15 protein-coding genes are annotated in these 20,638 nt (G+C 37.6%); 8 read left to right on the forward strand and 7 right to left on the reverse strand.

Going from position 1 to position 20,638, the window contains the following annotated elements; translation table 11 throughout:
• Positions 1–155: 155 nt before the first annotated feature.
• A complete protein-coding gene (locus B1B04_RS23695; RefSeq protein WP_079563806.1) occupies positions 156–1,049 on the reverse strand; it encodes a deoxyribonuclease IV in 894 nt (297 codons plus the stop codon).
• A 12-nt stretch (positions 1,050–1,061) separates the two neighbouring features.
• On the reverse strand, positions 1,062–2,363 hold the full coding sequence (locus B1B04_RS23700; protein WP_079563807.1) for a DEAD/DEAH box helicase: 1,302 nt from the start codon (positions 2,361–2,363) through the stop codon (positions 1,062–1,064).
• A gap of 1,053 nt (positions 2,364–3,416) precedes the next feature.
• On the opposite strand from B1B04_RS23700, the gene B1B04_RS23705 reads away from it, so the two are divergent.
• On the forward strand, positions 3,417–4,472 hold the full coding sequence (locus tag B1B04_RS23705; protein ID WP_079563809.1) for a 2,3-butanediol dehydrogenase: 1,056 nt from the start codon (positions 3,417–3,419) through the stop codon (positions 4,470–4,472).
• 251 nt (positions 4,473–4,723) lie between these two features.
• Here the strand turns inward: B1B04_RS23705 and kdpC are convergent, their stop codons facing one another.
• The 3 genes from kdpC to kdpA form a co-directional block, all read right to left on the reverse strand.
• Positions 4,724–5,374, reverse strand: coding sequence for a K(+)-transporting ATPase subunit C (kdpC, locus tag B1B04_RS23710; protein WP_079563811.1), 651 nt, complete (start codon positions 5,372–5,374; stop codon positions 4,724–4,726).
• An 11-nt stretch (positions 5,375–5,385) separates the two neighbouring features.
• On the reverse strand, positions 5,386–7,449 hold the full coding sequence (gene kdpB, locus B1B04_RS23715; RefSeq protein ID WP_079563813.1) for a potassium-transporting ATPase subunit KdpB: 2,064 nt from the start codon (positions 7,447–7,449) through the stop codon (positions 5,386–5,388).
• Positions 7,450–7,602: 153 nt separating this feature from the next.
• Positions 7,603–9,306, reverse strand: a complete 1,704-nt coding sequence (kdpA, locus tag B1B04_RS23720) for a potassium-transporting ATPase subunit KdpA (RefSeq protein WP_079563815.1) — start codon at positions 9,304–9,306, stop codon at positions 7,603–7,605.
• A gap of 643 nt (positions 9,307–9,949) precedes the next feature.
• Between kdpA and B1B04_RS23730 the strand changes: the two genes are divergently transcribed.
• The 5 genes from B1B04_RS23730 (at position 9,950) to B1B04_RS23750 (ending at position 16,016) form a co-directional block, all read left to right on the forward strand.
• Positions 9,950–12,667, forward strand: a complete 2,718-nt coding sequence (locus tag B1B04_RS23730) for a sensor histidine kinase (RefSeq protein WP_079563819.1) — start codon at positions 9,950–9,952, stop codon at positions 12,665–12,667.
• Positions 12,668–12,799: 132 nt separating this feature from the next.
• Positions 12,800–13,501, forward strand: a complete 702-nt coding sequence (locus tag B1B04_RS23735) for a response regulator transcription factor (protein WP_079563822.1) — start codon at positions 12,800–12,802, stop codon at positions 13,499–13,501.
• Positions 13,502–13,622: 121 nt separating this feature from the next.
• Positions 13,623–13,850, forward strand: coding sequence for a FeoA family protein (locus B1B04_RS23740; RefSeq protein WP_079563825.1), 228 nt, complete (start codon positions 13,623–13,625; stop codon positions 13,848–13,850).
• On the forward strand, positions 13,847–15,826 hold the full coding sequence (feoB, locus tag B1B04_RS23745; RefSeq protein ID WP_079563827.1) for a ferrous iron transport protein B: 1,980 nt from the start codon (positions 13,847–13,849) through the stop codon (positions 15,824–15,826). Before B1B04_RS23740 ends, feoB begins: the two co-directional genes overlap by 4 nt.
• Before the next feature lie 10 nt (positions 15,827–15,836).
• Complete coding sequence (locus B1B04_RS23750; protein ID WP_079563830.1) at positions 15,837–16,016, forward strand: FeoB-associated Cys-rich membrane protein; 180 nt, start codon at positions 15,837–15,839, stop codon at positions 16,014–16,016.
• Between the two features lie 288 nt (positions 16,017–16,304).
• Here B1B04_RS23750 and B1B04_RS23755 read toward each other — a convergent pair whose 3' ends face one another.
• Positions 16,305–17,993, reverse strand: a complete 1,689-nt coding sequence (locus tag B1B04_RS23755; protein ID WP_079563832.1) for a methyl-accepting chemotaxis protein — start codon at positions 17,991–17,993, stop codon at positions 16,305–16,307.
• 309 nt (positions 17,994–18,302) lie between these two features.
• On the opposite strand from B1B04_RS23755, the gene vrrA reads away from it, so the two are divergent.
• Both vrrA and B1B04_RS23765 read left to right on the forward strand, forming a co-directional pair.
• Positions 18,303–18,833: a VrrA/YqfQ family protein gene (gene vrrA, locus B1B04_RS23760; protein WP_079563834.1), complete on the forward strand. Its 531-nt coding sequence runs from the start codon at positions 18,303–18,305 to the stop codon at positions 18,831–18,833.
• Positions 18,834–18,906: 73 nt separating this feature from the next.
• On the forward strand, positions 18,907–19,875 hold the full coding sequence (locus B1B04_RS23765; RefSeq protein ID WP_079563836.1) for a 4-hydroxy-3-methylbut-2-enyl diphosphate reductase: 969 nt from the start codon (positions 18,907–18,909) through the stop codon (positions 19,873–19,875).
• A 43-nt stretch (positions 19,876–19,918) separates the two neighbouring features.
• Here B1B04_RS23765 and B1B04_RS23770 read toward each other — a convergent pair whose 3' ends face one another.
• Positions 19,919–20,620, reverse strand: coding sequence for a response regulator (locus tag B1B04_RS23770; protein ID WP_079563838.1), 702 nt, complete (start codon positions 20,618–20,620; stop codon positions 19,919–19,921).
• Positions 20,621–20,638: the final 18 nt, after the last annotated feature.

A 20,638-nucleotide genomic window follows, 5' to 3' on the forward strand; every position in this document is an offset into this window, starting at 1 on the left:
TTGTTTCTCGACAATTCAAGTATATATAAATCGGTGAATCTGTGCTTTTTTTATGCGTGGAATTGTGCGAATACCCCAAAAAATATTATAGAACCAATAAAAATAAAATAAGCCTGAAATCAGTATTCATGCAGCTGATTTCGGGCTTATTTATTCTATCCTCTTAGAGCGTCGATTAACTCTGGTTTATACTCTCCATTACGAAGCATTTCAATTTCATGTTTATAAGGAGCCGATTTTGATTTGGCATCACTATTTAATGCGACAAATGGTGTTTCTAGGATTTTAGGAACCTCCATTAATTGCGGATGATGGACAACATACTTTAATGCATCAAAGCCAATATGACCGAAGCCAATATTTTCGTGACGGTCTTTTCCTGCACCGCGAACATTTTTAGAATCGTTGATATGCAGGACTTTGATACGGTCAACACCTATTAATTTATCAAACTCATTTAAGACGCCATCAAAATCTTCTACAATATTATAACCAGCATCATGCGTATGGCACGTATCAAAGCATACTGAAAGACGTTCATTATGTGTTACACCATCTATAATTTTCGCAAGCTCTTCGAAAGAACGACCACATTCAGTTCCTTTTCCCGCCATTGTTTCTAATGCGATTTGTACCGGGTAATCCTGTGACAGTACTTCATTTAAACCTTCAATAATTTTGGCAATCCCTGCGTCTGCTCCCGCGCCAACATGGGCACCCGGATGCAACACAATTTGTGTTGCTTCCAACGCCGCTGTTCGTTCGATTTCAGTTTGTAAAAAATCTACACCTAGACGGAAAGTTTCAGGTTTTTCTGTGTTTGCAATATTAATAATGTATGGAGCATGAACAACAATATTTGTCATGCCATGCTCTTTCATGTGTAGTAAACCGTTCATAATATTAAGGTCAGCAATTGGCTTACGACGAGTGTTTTGAGGTGCTCCTGTATAAATCATAAAGGTATTTGCCCCATACGAAAGAGCCTCTTTACTTGACCCGAGCAGCATTTCTTTTCCACTCATTGAAACATGTGATCCAAGTAGCATTTGAAAGCCTCCTTATTTTTTACCGCGAGCTTTTAAGCGACGTTCACGCTTTTTAATTTTGTCCATTTCCCATTTCATATTACGTTTATAGCCTGGTTTTACTTTTTTCGGCTTACGTACTAATGATTTAGCTTTTGCATCGATTTCATTTTCATGCTTCACACGATTTTTACGTGCATGACGCTCTTTTAATTCAGACCATTCGCCATTTTTCACGTCTTTTTGAACAAATGGAATACCCATTTTCTCAACACGTACTACTGCATCTTCATCTGATGGCTCAAATAATGTGATAGCAGTTCCTTTATTACCTGCACGGGCTGTACGTCCCACACGATGAACAAAGAATTCTAAGTCCTCTGGAATTTCGTAGTTAATGACATGTGAAATCCCTTGAATATCGATACCACGCGCTGCAAGATCTGTTGCAACGATATATTGATAATCCAAATCTCGAATTTGCTTCATCATCTTCTTACGATCACGCGGACTTAAATCACCATGTATTTGACCACAGCGAATCCCGTTTTCATTTAAGTAGCCTGCAACATGCTCTGCAGTTTTACGTGTGTTAGTGAAAATGACAGCTAAAAATGGATTGATCCCTTCAATAACTTCCAACAAACGTTTGTTACGTGATTTCGAACGCACTGGTACAAGCACAAAGTCAATTCCTTCTGCGACCGGACGTTTATCGTTCATATGGATATGAACAGGTGCTTCCATATATTTTTTTAAGAAAGGCTGAAGCTTTTCTGGAATTGTTGCTGAGAATACAAACATTTCAAGGTTTTCTGGCATTTGGGAAGCAAAACCATCGATTTCCTCTATAAAGCCCATATCGAAGGCTAAATCTGCCTCATCGACAACTAAAATTGGCGCCGTATGCACAAATAACGCTTGCGCTGAAACGAGATCACGAATACGTCCTGGCGTTCCGACAACAATTTGTGGTTGTGTTTTTAACTTATCAATGGAGCGTTGTTTGTCCGTACCTCCAATAAATAATTTCGCTTGAATTGTTGTTCCTTCTATTAATTGATTTAACGCATCAAAAATTTGTTGTGCAAGCTCACGTGTAGGTGACGTAATAACAGCTTGTACTTCCTGCTTATCAGCATTAATTCGTTGCACTATTGGAATTAAAAAACTATGTGTTTTTCCTGTTCCTGTATGCGCTTGTCCGATTGCACTTTTTCCTTTTAATAATAGCGGAATGATTTCCTTTTGAATCGGCGTTGGTTCTGTAAAGCCAAGTTCTGCAATTGCGTCCTGCAAAAATGGCTGAAAATTATAATCAGTATATTTTGACATAATTCGTTCCTCCTAACATCTTTCACATTGTATCATGATTCAACTTTTAGGTATATTCAGGTGTGTTAATTAAGCGTTTTATCCACCCTAATTGAAAGGCTCTGATAACCGCTGGGCTACTTGTCTTCCCACTGAGTCGAGTAGCCCAACTACAATGGACTACATAAGCAAAATATCAACAAAAAAAATTTTATCAGTCAATAATAAATCTATATTTTCCTAATCAACACGCATGAGGTATATTAACGTCCTATTATCTAAAGCATGAACATAATTTTTAATTTTTATCATGGCTGTAGCAAAGCCCTTATCAAAGTTACTCGAAATACTGTGAATATGCAATAAAAATTGCACTCAGACCTGTAAACAAACGCTACTCCTAATTGCATAAAGCTGTAAGGTAATTTAATTGTAAGACCTTGATATTCCTATTTTTTGAGGAGATTTTCTCTATGGTGAGCTACCATAATAATTTAGTCTAGATATTTTTAGTATGTTAATTTTAATACTATTTTGATTCAGTTTGGTACTCGTACTAATGATGAAGAACCGTTGATTTTTCGCTGAGGGCGGCGACTCTTACGGAAATCAGCCACTTGGAGTAAAAATTAACCTTTGTTTTTTGAGACACTTTATCAGGTGTGCTTTTTAAAAATAGGTGTATTTTTGAGGTGAATTAAAGTTGGGCGATAAGTTTGAAAATTAGGGCGACAAATCTTAGAATTGTTCCGATATATCTCGAAAAGGTTCCGATAAATCTTAAAATTGTTCCGATAAAAGGGTTTTTTGTTTCTATTTCGCTAATATATTCCCAATTTTAACTGATTGTAGCGTAGGGTTACTCGAATTAATTCAAATGTATAAAAATGGTTAATCAACACATAAGACACTTATTTTATATTTATTATTTTGTCGACAAGCTGAACCCACCTAATGCTGTTAGAAGGAGCTATGAATAAGTATTTTTTATGTCAATTCATTGTTAACTAATGCCTTACAGAATTACCATATGTTACGATAAAGATGTAAGATACTAGAGGAGGTTGACTTATCATGAAAGCAGCAAGATGGTATAAAGCAAAAGACATCCGTGTAGAAAACATTGAAGAACCAGTAATCGCACCTGGAAAAGTAAAAATTAAAGTACATTGGACAGGGATTTGTGGTAGTGATTTACATGAATATGCAGCTGGCCCAATATTCATTCCAGTGGAACAACCTCACTATGTAAGTAAAGATATTGCGCCAATTGTTATGGGCCATGAGTTTTCTGGTGAAGTAGTAGAAATTGGCGAAGGTGTTTCAAAGGTACAAGTTGGAGATCCTGTCGTTGTAGAACCTATTCTTGCATGTGGCGAATGTGCCGCTTGTAAAAAAGGAAAATATAATATTTGTAAGCATTTAGGATTCCACGGTCTTTCTGGCGGTGGCGGAGGTTTCTCTGAATATACAATGGTAGATGAAAAAATGGTACACAAAATGCCCGAGGGTCTTTCCTATGAACAAGGTGCACTTGTTGAACCAGCGGCAGTAGCATTACATGCAGTTCGTCAAAGTAAACTAAAAGCTGGTGATACAGCAGCTGTCTTTGGTACTGGGCCAATCGGTCTTCTAGTTATCGAGGCATTGCGAGCAGCTGGAGCAGCGGAAATTTATGCGGTAGAACTTTCAGCAGAGCGTGCTGCTAAAGCATTAGAGCTTGGCGCTACAGCTGTTATTAACCCTAAAGATGAGGATGCAGTAGCTCGTCTACATGAATTAACAAATGGTGGCGTAGATGTTGCATTTGAAGTTACAGGTGTTCCTGTTGTATTGCAGCAAGCGATTGATTCAACAACATTTGAAGGTGAAACAATTATCGTTTCTATTTGGGAAACAGACGCTTCTATTCTACCTAATAATATCGTACTATCAGAGCGTTCTGTAAAAGGTATTATTGCTTATCGCGATATTTTCCCAGCAGTTATGGAATTAATGAAACAAGGCTACTTCCCTGCTGAAAAACTTGTGACAAAACGAATTGATCTTGAGGAAGTCGTAACAGAAGGCTTTGAAGTACTAATGAAAGAGCGAAACCATATTAAAATTCTTGTAAATTCACAAGCTTAATATATAGTGAAACAGGTAGAGAAAATAGTTTCTCTACCTGTTTTTGATTTGTTAAAATTTGTTTCCCCTATATTGTTCATTCTCATAACGTAGGGTTGATTTCCGTTCCGACTAGGCGCTTTGTTGCTGCTACGTTAACACTACGCTTTCGCACAGAGCAAAGCTTCCTGGGGGCTTCCGAGGAGTCGCCCAGTCGTAATGAAGATCAATTTTTCATGGCATACGTTTTAGCATAAGTCCCATCCCAACTTTTATTGATGAGCCTCTTTTCCCTCCATTTTTTTCATCATATCCAAATTAGCCATAAGGAAGTTCACCTTACTTTCTCCAAAAATCCCCAACGAACGTTTTTCTGTATTTGCTTCTATAATTTTTTCAATCTCATCCTTCGAAAGCCCACTTGCTTGGGCAATACGTTCGACTTGTATTTCTGCAGCCTTCACACTGATATGTGGATCCAATCCTGAACCTGAAGCGGTCATTAAATCAGCAGGTATATCTTGTCGTTTTACGGATGGGTTTGCTAGTAAAAACTTCTCGATATCTGCTTCTATCCGTTTTTTCAATTCTGGATTAGATGGTGCATAGTTAAACGTTCCAGAGCTTACACCACTATAATTCACCCGCCCCTTTTCGTCTGGTATCGTATCCTCTTTCATATAAACATTATAGTTAACAGATGAGACACGCCCCCAGAAATATTCTGGTGCCGTAAAAGCTTGACCGATTAATTCTGAGCCGACAGCTTCACCATCCGTCTCTATTAAACTACCATTTGCTTTATGATGAAATAACCCTTGGGCTAATGCAGTCACTGCAAATGGGTATATAAAACCACATAAAACAAACATAGTTAGTGTGATGAGTATTGCTTGCTTTGAGTTCTCAAAAAATTTTCGCATGTAGCTTCCTCCTATAACCCAAACGTATGGAATAGTGGCCCAACTAATAGATCAATCAACTTAATACCAATAAAGGGAGCAATAATACCGCCTACGCCATAAACAAGTAAATTTTTATTTAATAATTTTGCAGCACTCATCGGCTTATACTTGACGCCTTTCATTGCAATTGGTATTAACAATGGAATAATGACCGCATTAAAAATTAAAGCAGAAATGATCGCACTTGTAGGTGAATTGAGATTCATAATGTTTAATGCACTCATCTCAGGTACAGCAACCATTAACATAGCTGGGATAATGGCAAAGTATTTTGCGATATCGTTTGCAATACTAAATGTTGTTAAGGCACCTCGAGTCATCAGCAATTGCTTCCCAATTTCTACAACTTCAATAATTTTAGTTGGATTTGAATCTAAGTCGACCATATTAGCAGCTTCCTTCGCTGCATTCGTTCCTGAATTCATGGCAAGCCCTACATTCGCCTGTGCCAGTGCTGGCGCATCATTCGTGCCGTCACCAGTCATAGCTACAACTTTACCTTGTGCTTGCTCATCTTTAATAACTTGAATTTTATCTTCTGGCTTACTTTCTGCAATAAAGCTATCTACTCCAGCTTCCTTTGCGATAGCTGCTGCAGTTAGCGGATTATCTCCTGTACACATGATTGTTTTAATACCCATTGCTCGAAGCTGATCAAAGCGGTCCTTGAGTCCAGCCTTTACGACATCCTTTAAATAAATAACACCTAAAATTTTATCGTTTAACGCTACTACAAGCGGTGTTCCACCAACAGAAGATACTTGCTGAATCAGCTGTTCCATATTTGTAGGAATGCCATGACCTGCATTCATACTTTCTTTTTTTATTGTATCGTAGGCTCCTTTTCGAATTTTTGTACCATCCTTCATATCCAATCCGCTCATGCGTGTCTGTGCGGTAAATGGAATATGTTCGCTTGACTTGATAATGTTTTCTTCGTCGTCAGTATTCACTCCTAATTCACAAGCAAGTGACAAAATTGATTTTCCTTCAGGTGTATCATCTGTTAAAGAACTAAGCCATGCAACTTGAATCAAATCTTTACTTTCCACCCCTTTTACTGGGAGAAATTCAGCTGCCATGCGATTGCCATAAGTAATCGTTCCAGTTTTATCTAATATTAAAGTATCCACGTCTCCACACGCCTCTACGGCTCTTCCAGACATCGCAATAACGTTAAACTGTGTAACCCTATCCATTCCTGCAATACCGATTGCCGACAATAATCCTCCTATTGTTGTAGGAATTAAACAAACTGTCAGGGCTATTAATGTTGCGATAGAAATCGGAACATTTAAATAAGTTGTCATTGGATAGAGTGTCACAACAACTAATAAGAAAATAATTGTTAAGCTTACTAAAAGTGTGTTGAGCGCTACCTCATTTGGCGTTTTTTTACGACTGGCTCCCTCGATGAGCGTAATCATTTTATCTAAAAACGATTCCCCTGGCATCGAAGTAATTTCGATCATCAGCCAATCACTCGTAACCGTCGTGCCACCTGTCACTGATGAAAAATCACCACCTCGCTCCTTTACAACAGGAGCAGATTCACCCGTTATTGCCGATTCATCTACTGTTGCAATCCCATCTCTGACTTCCCCGTCATTTGGAATAACCTCTCCTGCTTGAACTAAAACGATATCGCCCTTTTTTAACTCATGTGCCTGTTTAAGTATTTCAGAACCATCACTAAGCAAAACACGAGCCTGTGTCACTGTTTTCGTCTTTTTTAAAGTTTGAACCTGTGCCTTCCCCCGTCCTTCTGCAATCGACTCGGCAAAATTAGCAAATAGAATGGTAACAAAAAGAATGACAGCGACAATCGCATTATACAATCGGTCATGTTCTCCAACCTCGTTACCAAATATATTCGGAAAAAGTGTTAATAACAGTACGAACATAAACCCTATTTCTACTACAAACATAACAGGATTTTTCACCATATATGCTGGGCTAAACTTCTTTAAAGCGTCTATCATAGAGCTTTTAAACATAGTGCCCGTAATAAAACTTTTTCTTGCTGTTTCCATAAGTGTCTCTCCTTATTAAAAATCAATTTCGCCTTGGCGTAATTGTAGCTGACGCTTTGCTTTCGCTGCAGATAAACAATGCGTCCGGATTTTGAATTGTGCACGCACATTTATTCCTTTCAAATTCATCTCACCACATTAAAGGTAGGAGTCTTAAGCTGAATGAAGATAAAGTTGTAAGTGCTCTGTAATTGGCCCAAGTGCTAATGCTGGTAAAAACGTAAGAGCACCAATCATTAAAACGATAGCAACAAGTAAAAATGTAAAAATTGTATTATCTGTTTTCAATGTGCCCACCGAATCACTATGAAACATTTTTTTAGCAAGTAAAGACGCTATGGCTAGTTGAATAATGATCGTCAAATACCGTCCAAAGAACATGGCAAGTCCTGTCGTCACATTCCAAAATGTTGAGTTGTCAGCTAGTCCTTCAAAACCTGAGCCGTTGTTCGCAGAGGCCGATGCAAATTCATATAAAACTTGGGATAAACCATGTGCACCTGGATTCGTTATACCCGCTACCCCTGCTGTTGTTGTAACTGCAAGTGCTGAAAATAGTAGGATAATAGCAGGGTGGATTAAGATACAAAGAGCAATTAATTTCATTTCCTTTTCCTCAATTTTCTTGCCTAAAAACTGAGGTGTTCGACCAATCATTAAACAGGCGATGAAAATCGTCAGTAGCACATACATCATCATGTTCATCAGGCCGACTCCTTTGCCTCCGAACACAACATTCAGCATCATATTAAACATTGGGATAAGACCACCAAGCGGTGTTAATGTATCATGCATATTGTTAACAGATCCCGTTGTAAAAGCAGTAGTCACTGTTGTAAACAACGCTGATTGAGCTACCCCAAAGCGCATCTCTTTTCCTTCCATACTTCCAAGCTCCTGCGAAATTCCGAGCTCACTAATGATTGGATTACCCGCTCTCTCAGCCACATACACAGTCACCAATCCGACTAGAAACAGCACACTCATCGCCACAAAAATGGATAGACCTTGTTTGCCGAATATCGTTTTCTCTTTTCTATGTGCGACCATTAAACTAAATGCAACTACACAAGCACCAGGTAATAACATCATAGATAGCATTTCCACAATATTAGAAATGACCGTTGGATTTTCAAAAGGCGTCGTTGAATTCGCTCCATTAAAACCACCACCATTAGTGCCTATATGCTTAATGGATTCAAGAGAAGCTACAGGCCCAAGTGCAATATCTTGAACTTTACCTTCTATTGTTTGAACAGTTTGATTCGCACTTAAGGTTTGCGGAGAACCTTGAGATACTAAAATAATGGCAACAACAATAGATAAAGGCATTAACACACGTGTAATAACACGAACAAAATCTATAAAGAAATTCCCTATAGTATCAGTTTTAGCAACAAGGCGGCGGCAGAACGCCATACAAGCGGCATATCCAGTAGCTGCAGATGTAAACATCATAAAGATAATGATTAACATTTGTGATAAATAGCTAAGTCCTGATTCGCCACTATAATGTTGAAGATTCGTATTCGTCATAAATGAAATAATGGTATTAAACGAAAGTGTTGCTTCCATATTGTCAATATTATTTGGATTTAAAAACAGCATAGCTTGAATGCGCAATAGAATATATCCAATAAAAACCATAAAAGCATTCGACAAAATTAATGAAAGTACATACTGTTTACCAGTCATATCCACTTGCTTAATGCCACTTAATTTATAAATAACGGCATCAAATCTATCCATTATTGGATCAAGCCATGTTTTTTGTTGCATTGTCACCCGAAATAGATAGTGCCCAGTTAAAATAACGATCGGTAAATAAATAATTAATACGATGGCAATTTGCCACATACCGCAATACCTCCTACTAGCCTATTAATAGTTTTCAGGATAAAGTAATGCATACCCTAGATAACCGAAAAGGAACACAAGTACAATCCCCATAATAATCCACATTTTTATTCCCCCTAATGTGTTGATTAACCATTTTTACCCACTCTACTTATTTAGAAGGCTCTGATTTCCGCTACGGGCTACTCTTTTTGTCGCTGACGCTTCGCTTTCGCACAGAAAACATTCGCTCCGTGCAGGGTCTCGCTTTCCCGCGGGAGTCGAGTAGCCCTACGCTACAATCAGTTAAAATGGGTTTACATGAGCAAAATATCAACAATAACATTCTTTTATCAGCCAATAATTAAACCTACATTTTCTTAATCAATACGCCTGTTATTCCCCCTTACTTCTCTTCGACTAGCTTAAAGCACCATGCGGTTAACGCATAAAGACACGCAAAGCTTATGATGAGTACGCCAGTCATATAAAAGTCCATCAATTCAAAACACCCCTTCTCTCTTTTGGATGCTCTCATCATACTGACTTTCAAATTAATGTAGTGTTAGGAAATCGTTTTTTCTATTAAGAAACTATAAAGAGAGAAAATCTTAATACTTTCTTAATGGAAGATAGCGCTATAATACAAATGAGGTGAAAGAGGATGGAAAATACACGTCCAACTCCAGAGACGTTTTTAGCGAGGCTTCAACAGGAAGAACAATTTGTAGGGAAGTTAAAGATTTTTCTTGGTTATGCTGCTGGAGTAGGTAAAACTTATGCAATGCTAGATGCAGCACATCAAGCACAAAAACTTGGTAAAGATGTGGTAGTTGGCTATGTAGAACCACATCCTCGTCCAGATACGTTAGCTTTACTTGAGGGACTTGAACAAATCCCTACGAAAAAAATAATTTATAAGGGTAAACCTTTTCAGGAATTAGATATTGATGAAGTACTGAAGCGTAAACCGGAAATTGTCCTTATTGATGAATTGGCACACACTAATGTTCCAACGATGCGTCACAAGAAACGTTTTGGAGATGTAGAGGAATTACTTGCAAAGGGCATTCATGTCTATACAACAGTAAACATTCAACATATTGAAAGTCTACACGATATTGTAGAGGAAATAACCGGAATAAAAGTACGGGAGCGTATTCCAGATTATTTAATTGATCAAGCTGCACAAATAAAAATTGTCGATATTGAACCAGATGAGTTAATTCAGCGCCTACAAGAAGGTAAAATTTATGTAAAACAACAAGCTGAAAAAGCAGTGCAATCTTTTTTTCGCAAACAGAATTTAGTATCACTTCGAGAAATTGCACTACGAAGAGCTGCAGATACGATTAACTATAAGCAGGTAAACAGCAGTGAATCTATGAAAAATCCTGTACAAATCGAAGAGCATTTACTTGTTGGTATTAGTAGCTCTCCCACTAATGCTAAGGTTATTCGAACTGCCGCTCGACTTGCACAGGCATTACATGGAAAATTCACCGCTCTTTATGTACAAAACGTACAGGAGCATAATAAAAATAACGCAAATTCAGAACGACTTCAGCAACATCTGAAACTTGTTGAACAGCTTGGCGGCCATGTCGTAATAGTTCAAGAAGATGATGTAGCTGCTGCCCTTGCCAACTATGCACAAATTAGTGGTGTCACCAAATTAGTCATCGGTAGAACTAGTATGAGAAAAAAATGGTGGCGACCAAGTACAAAAATTAGTGATCGGCTCAACGAATTTGTACCGAATTTAGCAATTCACATAGTGCCTGATCAGGAAAACGAACAATTCTACTTCCCTACTGTAAAAAATAAGTTGTCATTTGAATGGCTTGACTTATTAAAAATGGCTATAGTATTTGGCATCGTCTCAGTTGTTGGGCTATATTTTTACAGAATTGGTGTAAGCGACTCGAACATCATCACTATCTACATTTTAGGTGTCTTAATTCTTGCCATTTGGTCATCAGGATGGATGATGAGCATTATTAGCTCCATCATAGCCGTACTGCTTTTTAATTACTTTTTTACAGAACCACGTTTTTCATTTAACGCCTATCATCGCGACTATCCGATGACCTTTGTTATCATGTTCCTTTCAGGAGTGATTACAAGTAGCTTAACAAAAAAAATAAAGGAGCAAACCATTGTAGCTGTTCGTAAATCTTATCGAATGGAAGTGCTCCTTGATACGAATCGCAGGCTTCAACATGCTAAATCGATAGAAGAAATTATTACGGAAGGCATGTCACAAATCGTTAAGTTAGTAGAAAGACCCGTACAATTTTTTGAAATAGAAAATAATTTAATTGAGAACTCATTTTTTTTCCGAGCTGAGAGCATATCTAGTATTGAAAATAATAAAATAGCTTCCTTCTTTGAGAATCCGAATGAACATGGTGTAGTAAGCTGGGTTATCAATAATAAGCATGTAGCAGGTGTGTCCACTGATATATTTCCCGAAGTGAATGCCTACTACGTACCGGTTATTTCAAACGGGCGTGTTAAGGGCGTGATTGGTATTGCACTGTCAAAGCAATCACCGTTACCTGCATTTGAACGAAATATTTTGCATGCCATTATCAATGATTTTTCATTCGCACTTGATAAATGGTATTTACAAAAACTCAATGAAGAAGTAGCTAGAGAAGCTGAGATGGAACAAATACGAGCAAACCTTTTGCGTGCAGTTTCTCATGATTTAAGAACACCGCTAACTGCTATTTCTGGTAATGCAGATATATTACTATCAAATGCATCCCAAATTCGAGAGGATGAAAAAAGCAGAATATATGAGGATATTTATAAAAATTCCAAATGGCTTGTACAAATGGTTGAAAACTTACTTGCTGTGTCTAAGTTAGAAGATGGACAATTTGCTTTAGAGTTACAAATGGAACTAGTAGAAGAAATTATTCAAGAGGCACTAACACATGTCGTTCGTCTAAATAATACCCATGAAATAACCTATCAAATTGAACCTGAATTTGTATTTGCTTTAATGGATGCGCGACTTATTATTCAAGTTCTCATTAATATTATTGATAATGCATTGACCTATACACCATCAGGTAGTGTTATTACTATACGGGTAAAAGAATCTGAACATTTAGTACACTTCAGCATTTCTGATGATGGACCTGGCATTGATGATGCTATAAAAGGAAGCCTTTTTGAGCCATTTACAACTGGAAAAGTACAGCGTAGTGATAGTCGAAGAGGCCTGGGTTTAGGCTTGGCTCTATGTCAAACTATTTTAAAATTACATGGGAGCGAAATAACAGTTTCAGATAATAAACCAAACGGAACGATTTTTAATTTTTCACTGAAAAAAAGCTCTTTACCAAAAGTTAAGGATGACATTTATTAAATTGGGCGACTTCTTGGGATCAACGTCATAGGCGGGATTCTGATCAGCCCTCCTTTGTAATCGCCCATTAGGAACAGAAATAACTCCCATCCATGTTATGGGAAAGAGCCGAAAAAGGAGTAATGAAATTCGATGAATAAACGAATTCTAGTAGTAGAAGACGATATAGCCATTGGCAATTTAATTAAAATGACATTAGCTACTCAGCAGTATGAATTCGACATTGCACGAGATGGTAATAGTGCTCTACAAAAGGCTCTTGCCATGAACCCAGACGTATTTATATTGGATTTAGGACTACCGGACATAGACGGTGTAGAGCTCATAACGAAAATTAGAAGCTGGACTCAAACACCTATTATCGTAGTTAGTGCACGTGGCGAAGAGCACGATAAAATCAATGCTTTAGATGCTGGAGCAGACGATTATGTTACAAAGCCTTTCAGCGTTGAAGAGCTTTTAGCCCGAATTCGAGTAGCTTTGAGAAGAATGTCGTTCGAGCATCAGCTAGAAAACGAACCCTCTGTCTTTGTAAATGGTCATTTACAAATAAACTACGCGGCAAATACTGTGTTTGTAAATGGTAAAGAAGTGCATTTGACCCCTATTGAGTATAAGCTCTTGGTTGTTTTATCAAAGCATGTCGGCAAAGTATTAACACATAATTTTATTTTAAAGGAAATTTGGCACAATGCACTTCAATCGGACGTTCCCAGTCTAAGAGTTTTTATGGCTACTCTTCGAAAGAAAATAGAGGACAATCCAGCTAACCCGAAGTTAATCCAGACACATGTCCGCGTTGGGTACAGAATGCTGCGTTGTCATGAAGAATAAAAGTCTTTAACTTTGCTAAATAGTATTGTTTTATATAGTAAACTTATTATTGATAGACCCGCCAAAAAGTGATAAGATTTTTCCGATAATGATTATCACTACAAGAAAGTAGGTAGATCTCATGAACCTTCATGCGGTTCAATTGGGTGAAAAAGTTAAAGTGAAAGATCTTCAGCAAATTGACACTCTTTTATGTAAACGATTAAATGCTTTCGGTATAAAGGAAGGCTGTCAAGTTTGTATGGTCCAAAAAGGATGGTTTTCTGGCGCTTGTATTTTAGAATGTCAAGGACAGAAAATCGGGCTTAGAAAAAAAGATTTAATGGATATAAAGGTCGAACAATTATGAGTAGATTAGCTTTAATAGGAAACCCCAATATCGGTAAAACATCACTGTTCAATACGTTAACAAATTCATATGAATACGTTGGCAATTGGAGTGGCGTAACCGTTGAAAAAAAAGTAGGACAAGTAAAAAAACTACAAAAGGAAATTATTGATTTACCTGGTGTCTATACGCTTAACCCGATTTCAAGAGATGAAAGTGTTGTGACTTCATTTTTACTTGAAGATCAGGTAGATGGAATTTTAAATATTATTGATGCCTCTAATTTCGAACGAAATATGCAATTAACTGTAGATATACTAGAACTTAGAAAACCTGTTTTCGTTTGTTTAAATATGATAGACGTTGCAAAAAAGAAAGGCATTTCAATTGATGTCGAGAAATTACAGCGTTCTTTGGGAGTACCTGTTATTCCAATAAGTGCTCGTACTGGGAAAGGTGTTGAAGGTATTTATGCCGCGATTCAAGACTCAGATCGTACCCAACAACATTTTACATTAACCTATGATGACCTACTTGAAGAAGGTATCGCAAAAATTGAAGCATTATTACAGCATATACCTGAGGAACAAAAAAGATGGTGTACTATTCAATTTTTATTAGGGAATGAAGCTGTTGATGCTTATTTGAAAGATAATGAATATTTTGAACAGCTAGCTGCAGTACGTGATGCTTTAGAGAAGCAAATAGGTGAACCATTAAATAAAGCTATTGCTAAAAAGCGTGATTTATATATTGCTAACATTTACAGCGAGGTAATCATACAAGAGAAAAGTGAAACACAATGGACAGAGAAAATTGATAAAATTCTAACACACCCGATTTTAGGTATTCCAATTTTCTTAGCACTTATGTTTTTAATGTTTCAGGCAACGTTTGCATGGATTGGTACCCCGATATCTGATTATCTGGATGGATTTGTAGGCGGCCCGCTAACAGATACTGTTACGCAAGGCTTAGAAGCTATTGGTGCATCCCCTTTTATTATTAATTTAATATGTGATGGGATCATTGCAGGGGTTGGTGGCGTCTTAGTGTTCATTCCACAAATCTTTGTACTATTTTTCTTTATTTCACTATTAGAAGATTCCGGGTATATGGCGAGAATTGCTGTTGTTATGGATCGCCTTATGGAATTTTTCGGCTTAAACGGCAAGGCCTTTATTCCGATGATTGTTAGCTTTGGATGTAATGTTCCGGGTGTAATGGCTGCGAGAACAATTGAACAGCCAAGAGAACGACTATTAACTATTCTTGTTGCTCCGTTTATGAGCTGTTCAGCAAGGTTACCTGTATATGCTTTGTTCGGTGCAGCATTTTTTACTGCACATCAATCCTTAGTAGTATTCTCCCTATATGTAATGGGTATAGTGGTAGCGCTTATTGTAACAAAATTATTATCGATGACGATCTTAAAAAATGAAACTTCAGTTTTTATTGTTGAATTACCAGCCTATCATGTACCACAGCTAAAAACACTTTGGCGTTCTACCTGGGAAAAAGGAAAAGGATTTTTCCGTAAAGCTGGTACTATAATCTTTGCCGGTTCCGTGATTATTTGGCTTCTTTCTTATTTAGGACCACATGGCGCTAATGTCAATATGGATGATAGCTTTTTAGCAATTATTGGAGGCGCTTTCGGTGTGTTGTTTATCCCACTTGGCTTTGGAACATGGCAAGCCGGTGCATCCCTAATTGCTGGATTCCTGGCAAAAGAAGTGATTGTTTCGACGATGGCGATTATTTATGGCGTAAGTGAAGGTGTCTTATCATCTACAATGACAACTCATTTTACAGCTTTAAGTGCTTATACATTCTTGGCCTTTGTTTTACTGTACATGCCTTGTTTAGCCACAGTAGGTGCAATAAAAAGAGAAACACAGTCTGTGAAATGGACATTATTCGCAACTATCTATCCATTTGTTGTAGCATATCTAATTGCACTTATGATTTATGGTATTGGGAATTTATTGATGTGAGGTGTATAGAATGTCTTTATTAATTAATATCTTACTCGGTAGCATTATATTTGGCTATGCTGGTATTACCTTATATAAGAGCATTAAGAAGCAGAAGAAGGGCAAGTGCGCATCATGCTCATTACAGAAAAGTTGTTCCTCTAACGTTTGTGCCCCTCCTTCTCAACTGAAAGATTTTACTACTAAATAAATAGAGCGAGGTATTTCCAAACTGTTATTTCGTTGGAGATTACCTCGCTTTTTTGTGCACTTTTAGACATAGAGGACTTTCTTTGTTCTAAAGCTTAAGTATTAAGAAACGTATTAGAGAAAGATTACTTTACAGCCAACGATTTTAAATGTTTCATCATCAAAAGTTAGTGATGACATTTTTATAGTGTATATTCTATATATAAGTTGATTTCCGTTTCGGCTGGGCGACTCCTTGGAGGATCAGCCATAGCGGAACGAAAAACAACTCACGTTTTGGTAATGAGCCTTAAACTTTAAATTTATTGATTTCTTCCTTCACGGACACCGCTTCTTCGCTTAATGCCTTTGCAACAGCGTTAATTTCTTGAATAGTCGCTGCTTGCTCTTCTATTGTCGATGCTATTGTTTCAGATTGTAGTGCAGTATTACTGGAAGTAGTAGACATATCATTGACCGATGCTGCTATTTCTTCAACACTTGCAGAAATTTGTTGTGTAGAAGCAGACACATCCTCAATCTGAGATGTCATATCACTAATCGATTTTAAAATTCCTTCAAAGGCATTTTGGGCATTCTGAATAAATGTGACACCCTCATCCACATTCAATACAGTTACACTTACAGCCTTTTCTACTTCTCTCGTTTCTTGCTGAATAAGCGCTATTACATCGACTATTTGATTGGCAGATGCTTTGGATTCCTCTGCTAATTTACGTACTTCATCTGCCACTACAGCGAAGCCTTTACCATGCTCTCCTGCACGAGCCGCCTCAATCGCAGCATTTAGTGCTAGAAGATTTGTTTGTTCCGTAATCTCAGTAATTACTTTTGTAATATTAACGATTTCAGCTGATTGTGTGCTTAGCTTCTTAATACGTTCATTTGTTGTATTAGAAGATTGTTGGATAATCGACATTTGGTCTTCTGCGACATGCAACGTTTTTTCACCATTATTTGCAATAGATTGCGTGTCGACTGCTTTAGAATGAAGCATTTGAGTTGCCTCTGCAATACGTTGAACACCTTGGGCAGTTTCATCCATTGTTATCGTACTTTCACGACTAGTAATAGCTGCTTGGTTATCACTAATTGCCATTTTCTCCACAAGATTTGCAATATCATGAGAGGAATTTGAAATTTCATCTGTACTTACTGCTAACTCTTCAGCTGCTGATGTTGTATGCTCAACATTTGCAGTCATGCTATGTATTAATGAATGTAAATTAGACTTCATCAAATTAAAAGAATCTGCCAAATCTTTAATTTCATCCTTCGTTCTAACTTCGATATCCTTTTGGCATAAGTCTCCTTCAGCAATTACCTTTGCTGCAGAAGTTAACTTATTGACAGGAACAATTATGGAACGTACAAATAGTAACCCAACTACTACACAAATCATTGCAATAATACAGAACATCCATAAGAACCACTGCTTATTATTATCAATAAGCTTTTCAACATGCGCTAATGAACTTTGCGTGTCTGTAATGTTTTTTTGTTGCAACAAATCTACTTTGTCATTAATCTCAATTGAAGTCGTATCGAATTTCAGCATTATTTTATTCCCTAGCTCAGGCCCTCCTTGAATATAACTATGGGCCATTTTCTGACCTGAACTATAATACTCATCAAACGCTACTTTAATCGCATCTAATTTTTCCTGCTCTTCCGGATGCATTTTTTTCACTTGTTCCAAATTTTCATGAAAAATTTTGCTATATTTATCTGCTTGCTCAAATCCATCATCTAAATTATTAAGTGCTCTTGTGGCACTAATATCCGTCAAATACTGCTGAACCTGTACGACTGCTAGTTTCATTTCATCTGCTAATAACGTCGTTTGAAGTGTTTTTTCTTTTATCAAATGAACTTGCTCTAGTTGGGATTTGGCATTTTGTTGCTGAAAAATCCCCATCACTAAAACTAATACGACGATAAGACCAAACGACACTATACTTCTCACTTTAATTGTCACAGAATACCCCCTATTTTTACCCTCTGCTATTTTAATCTAGTAACTTCAAAATCATCTTTTTGTAAACTTAATGATACATTATACCTTTCTTATCGACCGAAAGAGTGAAAAAATGTGTAGTTTTCAAGAATTTTTTACCACTTATTGACTACATATGAAATAAGTAATCCTGACAGGCTATAGTGAGATACTTTTACAATCGCCTTAGTTATTTATTTGTGGGTGTCGAACGCTAACTTACCCTTCTGCATATCATATTTATAATCAGGTATGTCATCAATGATAAATCACTATTGAAAGGAGATCGTTATGGTATTTAGACCACCTTATCAGTTCCCAATGTATCCTGGTGGCATGGGAATGCCAAGAATGCCCATGCAAATGCCGATGCAAATGCCTCCACAGATGTCACCACAGTCCTTTTTCCCGCCCGGAGGCTTTCCAAATCAAGCACGAATGCCGGGTGGCTTTCCAATGTCTAGTGGAATAGGATCATTTGGAGGACAAATGCCAATGCCATCTATGCAGGAGCCATCAAAAATAGGTTCATTTTTGCAGCAGGCGAATAGCTTATTTAACTCAGCGAAAACATATACGCCTTACATTCAGCAAGCAATGCCAATGGTGAAAAATATTCCATCACTTTTAAAATTGTATAAAGGGTTTCAAGGTCTTCCTGCTGCTGGAGCTGCCGCAGGGGCTGGAGCAGTAGCAGCTGAAGCAGCAGCTAGCGGAGGAGGAGGTTCTAGCAAAAGTCGAAAAGCGTCTCGAGAAAATACATCCTATACACCAGCTAACCCACTTCCGTCTAAGCCTCGTATTTTCCAGCCGCCTATGTAGATGAAGGTTTCTTTGTATTCGCCGTTCTTGTCCGTTATAATGTAGATAGGTAAGCTTGAAAGGAGTCACAACCATGCAAGTATTAAAAATTAATCCACGTGGCTATTGCTACGGTGTTGTTGATGCGATGGTCATCGCTCGAAACGCCGCATTAGATAAAACATTACCAAGACCTATCTACATTTTAGGTATGATTGTGCATAATAAACATGTCACGGATGCATTTGAAGAAGATGGCATCATCACATTAGATGGCGAGAATCGTTTAGAAATTATTGAACAAGTTGAAACTGGCACTGTTATTTTCACAGCGCACGGTGTTTCACCTGAAATTCGTGAAATTGCGAAGCGAAAAGGCTTAGTATCCATTGATGCTACATGTCCTGACGTAACAGTTACACACGATTTAATTCGTGAAAAATCATCAAATGGCTATGATATTATTTATATCGGTAAAAAAGGCCATCCTGAGCCAGAAGGAGCAATTGGCGTTGCACCAGATCACGTGCATTTAGTACAATCATCCACTGATATTGATGCATTAAATTTAACGAATGATAAATTACTAGTAACGAATCAAACGACGATGAGTCAATGGGATGTCGCTCATTTAATGGATAGTTTAAAAGAGAAATTCCCACATATTGAAGTGCATAAAGAGATTTGTTTAGCAACCCAGGTACGTCAAGAGGCAGTTGCTCAGCAAGCCGGGGAAGCAGAATTACTTATTGTTGTTGGTGATCCAAAATCCAATAACTCAAATCGTTTAACACAAGTATCTGTTGAAATAGCAGGTACGCCATCTTATCGAATTGCAGACGTTTCTGAGCTAAAAATTGAATGGTTAAAAGGCATTAATTCCGTCGCTGTCACTGCAGGGGCGTCAACGCCAACACCAATTGTAAAAGAGGTTATTTCATTCCTTGATCAATTCGATGAAAATGATGAATCAACACATAGCATTAAGCGTACAGTTACATTAGATAAAATTTTACCTAAAATTAAAACGCCAAAGCCTGTTGATAAAATTATGCCGGACTAATTGAAGAATCCTGATTGTTGAAACAGACAATCAGGATTTTTCATTATTTACTAAAGTAATAGTTGACCGGACGACCAATGCCACCATAATGTACATCCATCGTAATTTCCTTTTGCTTCTCTAAATAATCTAAGTATCGTCTTGCTGTTACGCGTGCAATACCTATACCACTGGCAACTTCTTCGGCCGATGCTCCTTCTACAGATTGCAAATAGTGCACAACTTTCTCTAGTGTTGCACGATTAAACCCTTTAGGTAAACTTTTTTCCGGGCGTACGACATTTGTTTGCTGCACCTCATTATGCCCATCATGGTAATGGAATAATTGATCGAGCTCCCCCTGTGTTAGCTCACGCCCTGTTTGTATTTGCTTTTTGAAGCGCAAATAATTTTCAAGCGTGCCTTGCACTCGTTCAAATGAAAAAGGTTTCATAATATAATCAAAGACGCCAAGATGCAGGACCTGTTTGACCGTTTCCATATCATTAGCAGCGGTTACCGTAATTACATCTACTGGTAATTCAAGTTCACGAATTTTTCGTAAGCTTGTCACTCCATCCTGCTCTGGCATGAAAATATCCATAAATACTAATTCTGGTTTAAGTTTTCGAATTTGAGCAATCCCCTCTACTCCATTTGAGGCTTGTCCAATTACTTCAAATCCAGCTATCTTTTCAATAAATTGGCGATTAACTTCTCGCACCATCGGATCGTCCTCTATTAATAAAACCTTTGTTTGTGTCACTGTTAGCCCTCCATACAC

The sequence above is a fragment of the Lysinibacillus sp. KCTC 33748 genome (assembly GCF_002237755.1).
Classification (GTDB): Bacteria; Bacillota; Bacilli; order Bacillales_A; family Planococcaceae; genus Lysinibacillus.

Excerpts from the sequence above, each read along its gene's own strand:
- B1B04_RS23750 (WP_079563830.1), top strand. The coding sequence starts at position 15,837 with ATGTCTTTATTAATTAATATCTTACTCGGTAGCATTATATTTGGCTAT.
- B1B04_RS23705 (WP_079563809.1), top strand. The coding sequence starts at position 3,417 with ATGAAAGCAGCAAGATGGTATAAAGCAAAAGACATCCGTGTAGAAAAC.
- B1B04_RS23700 (WP_079563807.1), bottom strand. The coding sequence starts at position 2,363 with ATGTCAAAATATACTGATTATAATTTTCAGCCATTTTTGCAGGACGCA.
- kdpC (WP_079563811.1), bottom strand. The coding sequence starts at position 5,374 with ATGCGAAAATTTTTTGAGAACTCAAAGCAAGCAATACTCATCACACTA.
- B1B04_RS23765 (WP_079563836.1), top strand. The coding sequence starts at position 18,907 with ATGCAAGTATTAAAAATTAATCCACGTGGCTATTGCTACGGTGTTGTT.
- kdpB (WP_079563813.1), bottom strand. The coding sequence starts at position 7,449 with ATGGAAACAGCAAGAAAAAGTTTTATTACGGGCACTATGTTTAAAAGC.
- B1B04_RS23695 (WP_079563806.1), bottom strand. The coding sequence starts at position 1,049 with ATGCTACTTGGATCACATGTTTCAATGAGTGGAAAAGAAATGCTGCTC.
- B1B04_RS23730 (WP_079563819.1), top strand. The coding sequence starts at position 9,950 with ATGGAAAATACACGTCCAACTCCAGAGACGTTTTTAGCGAGGCTTCAA.
- kdpA (WP_079563815.1), bottom strand. The coding sequence starts at position 9,306 with ATGTGGCAAATTGCCATCGTATTAATTATTTATTTACCGATCGTTATT.
- B1B04_RS23735 (WP_079563822.1), top strand. The coding sequence starts at position 12,800 with ATGAATAAACGAATTCTAGTAGTAGAAGACGATATAGCCATTGGCAAT.
- feoB (WP_079563827.1), top strand. The coding sequence starts at position 13,847 with ATGAGTAGATTAGCTTTAATAGGAAACCCCAATATCGGTAAAACATCA.
- B1B04_RS23740 (WP_079563825.1), top strand. The coding sequence starts at position 13,623 with ATGAACCTTCATGCGGTTCAATTGGGTGAAAAAGTTAAAGTGAAAGAT.
- vrrA (WP_079563834.1), top strand. The coding sequence starts at position 18,303 with ATGGTATTTAGACCACCTTATCAGTTCCCAATGTATCCTGGTGGCATG.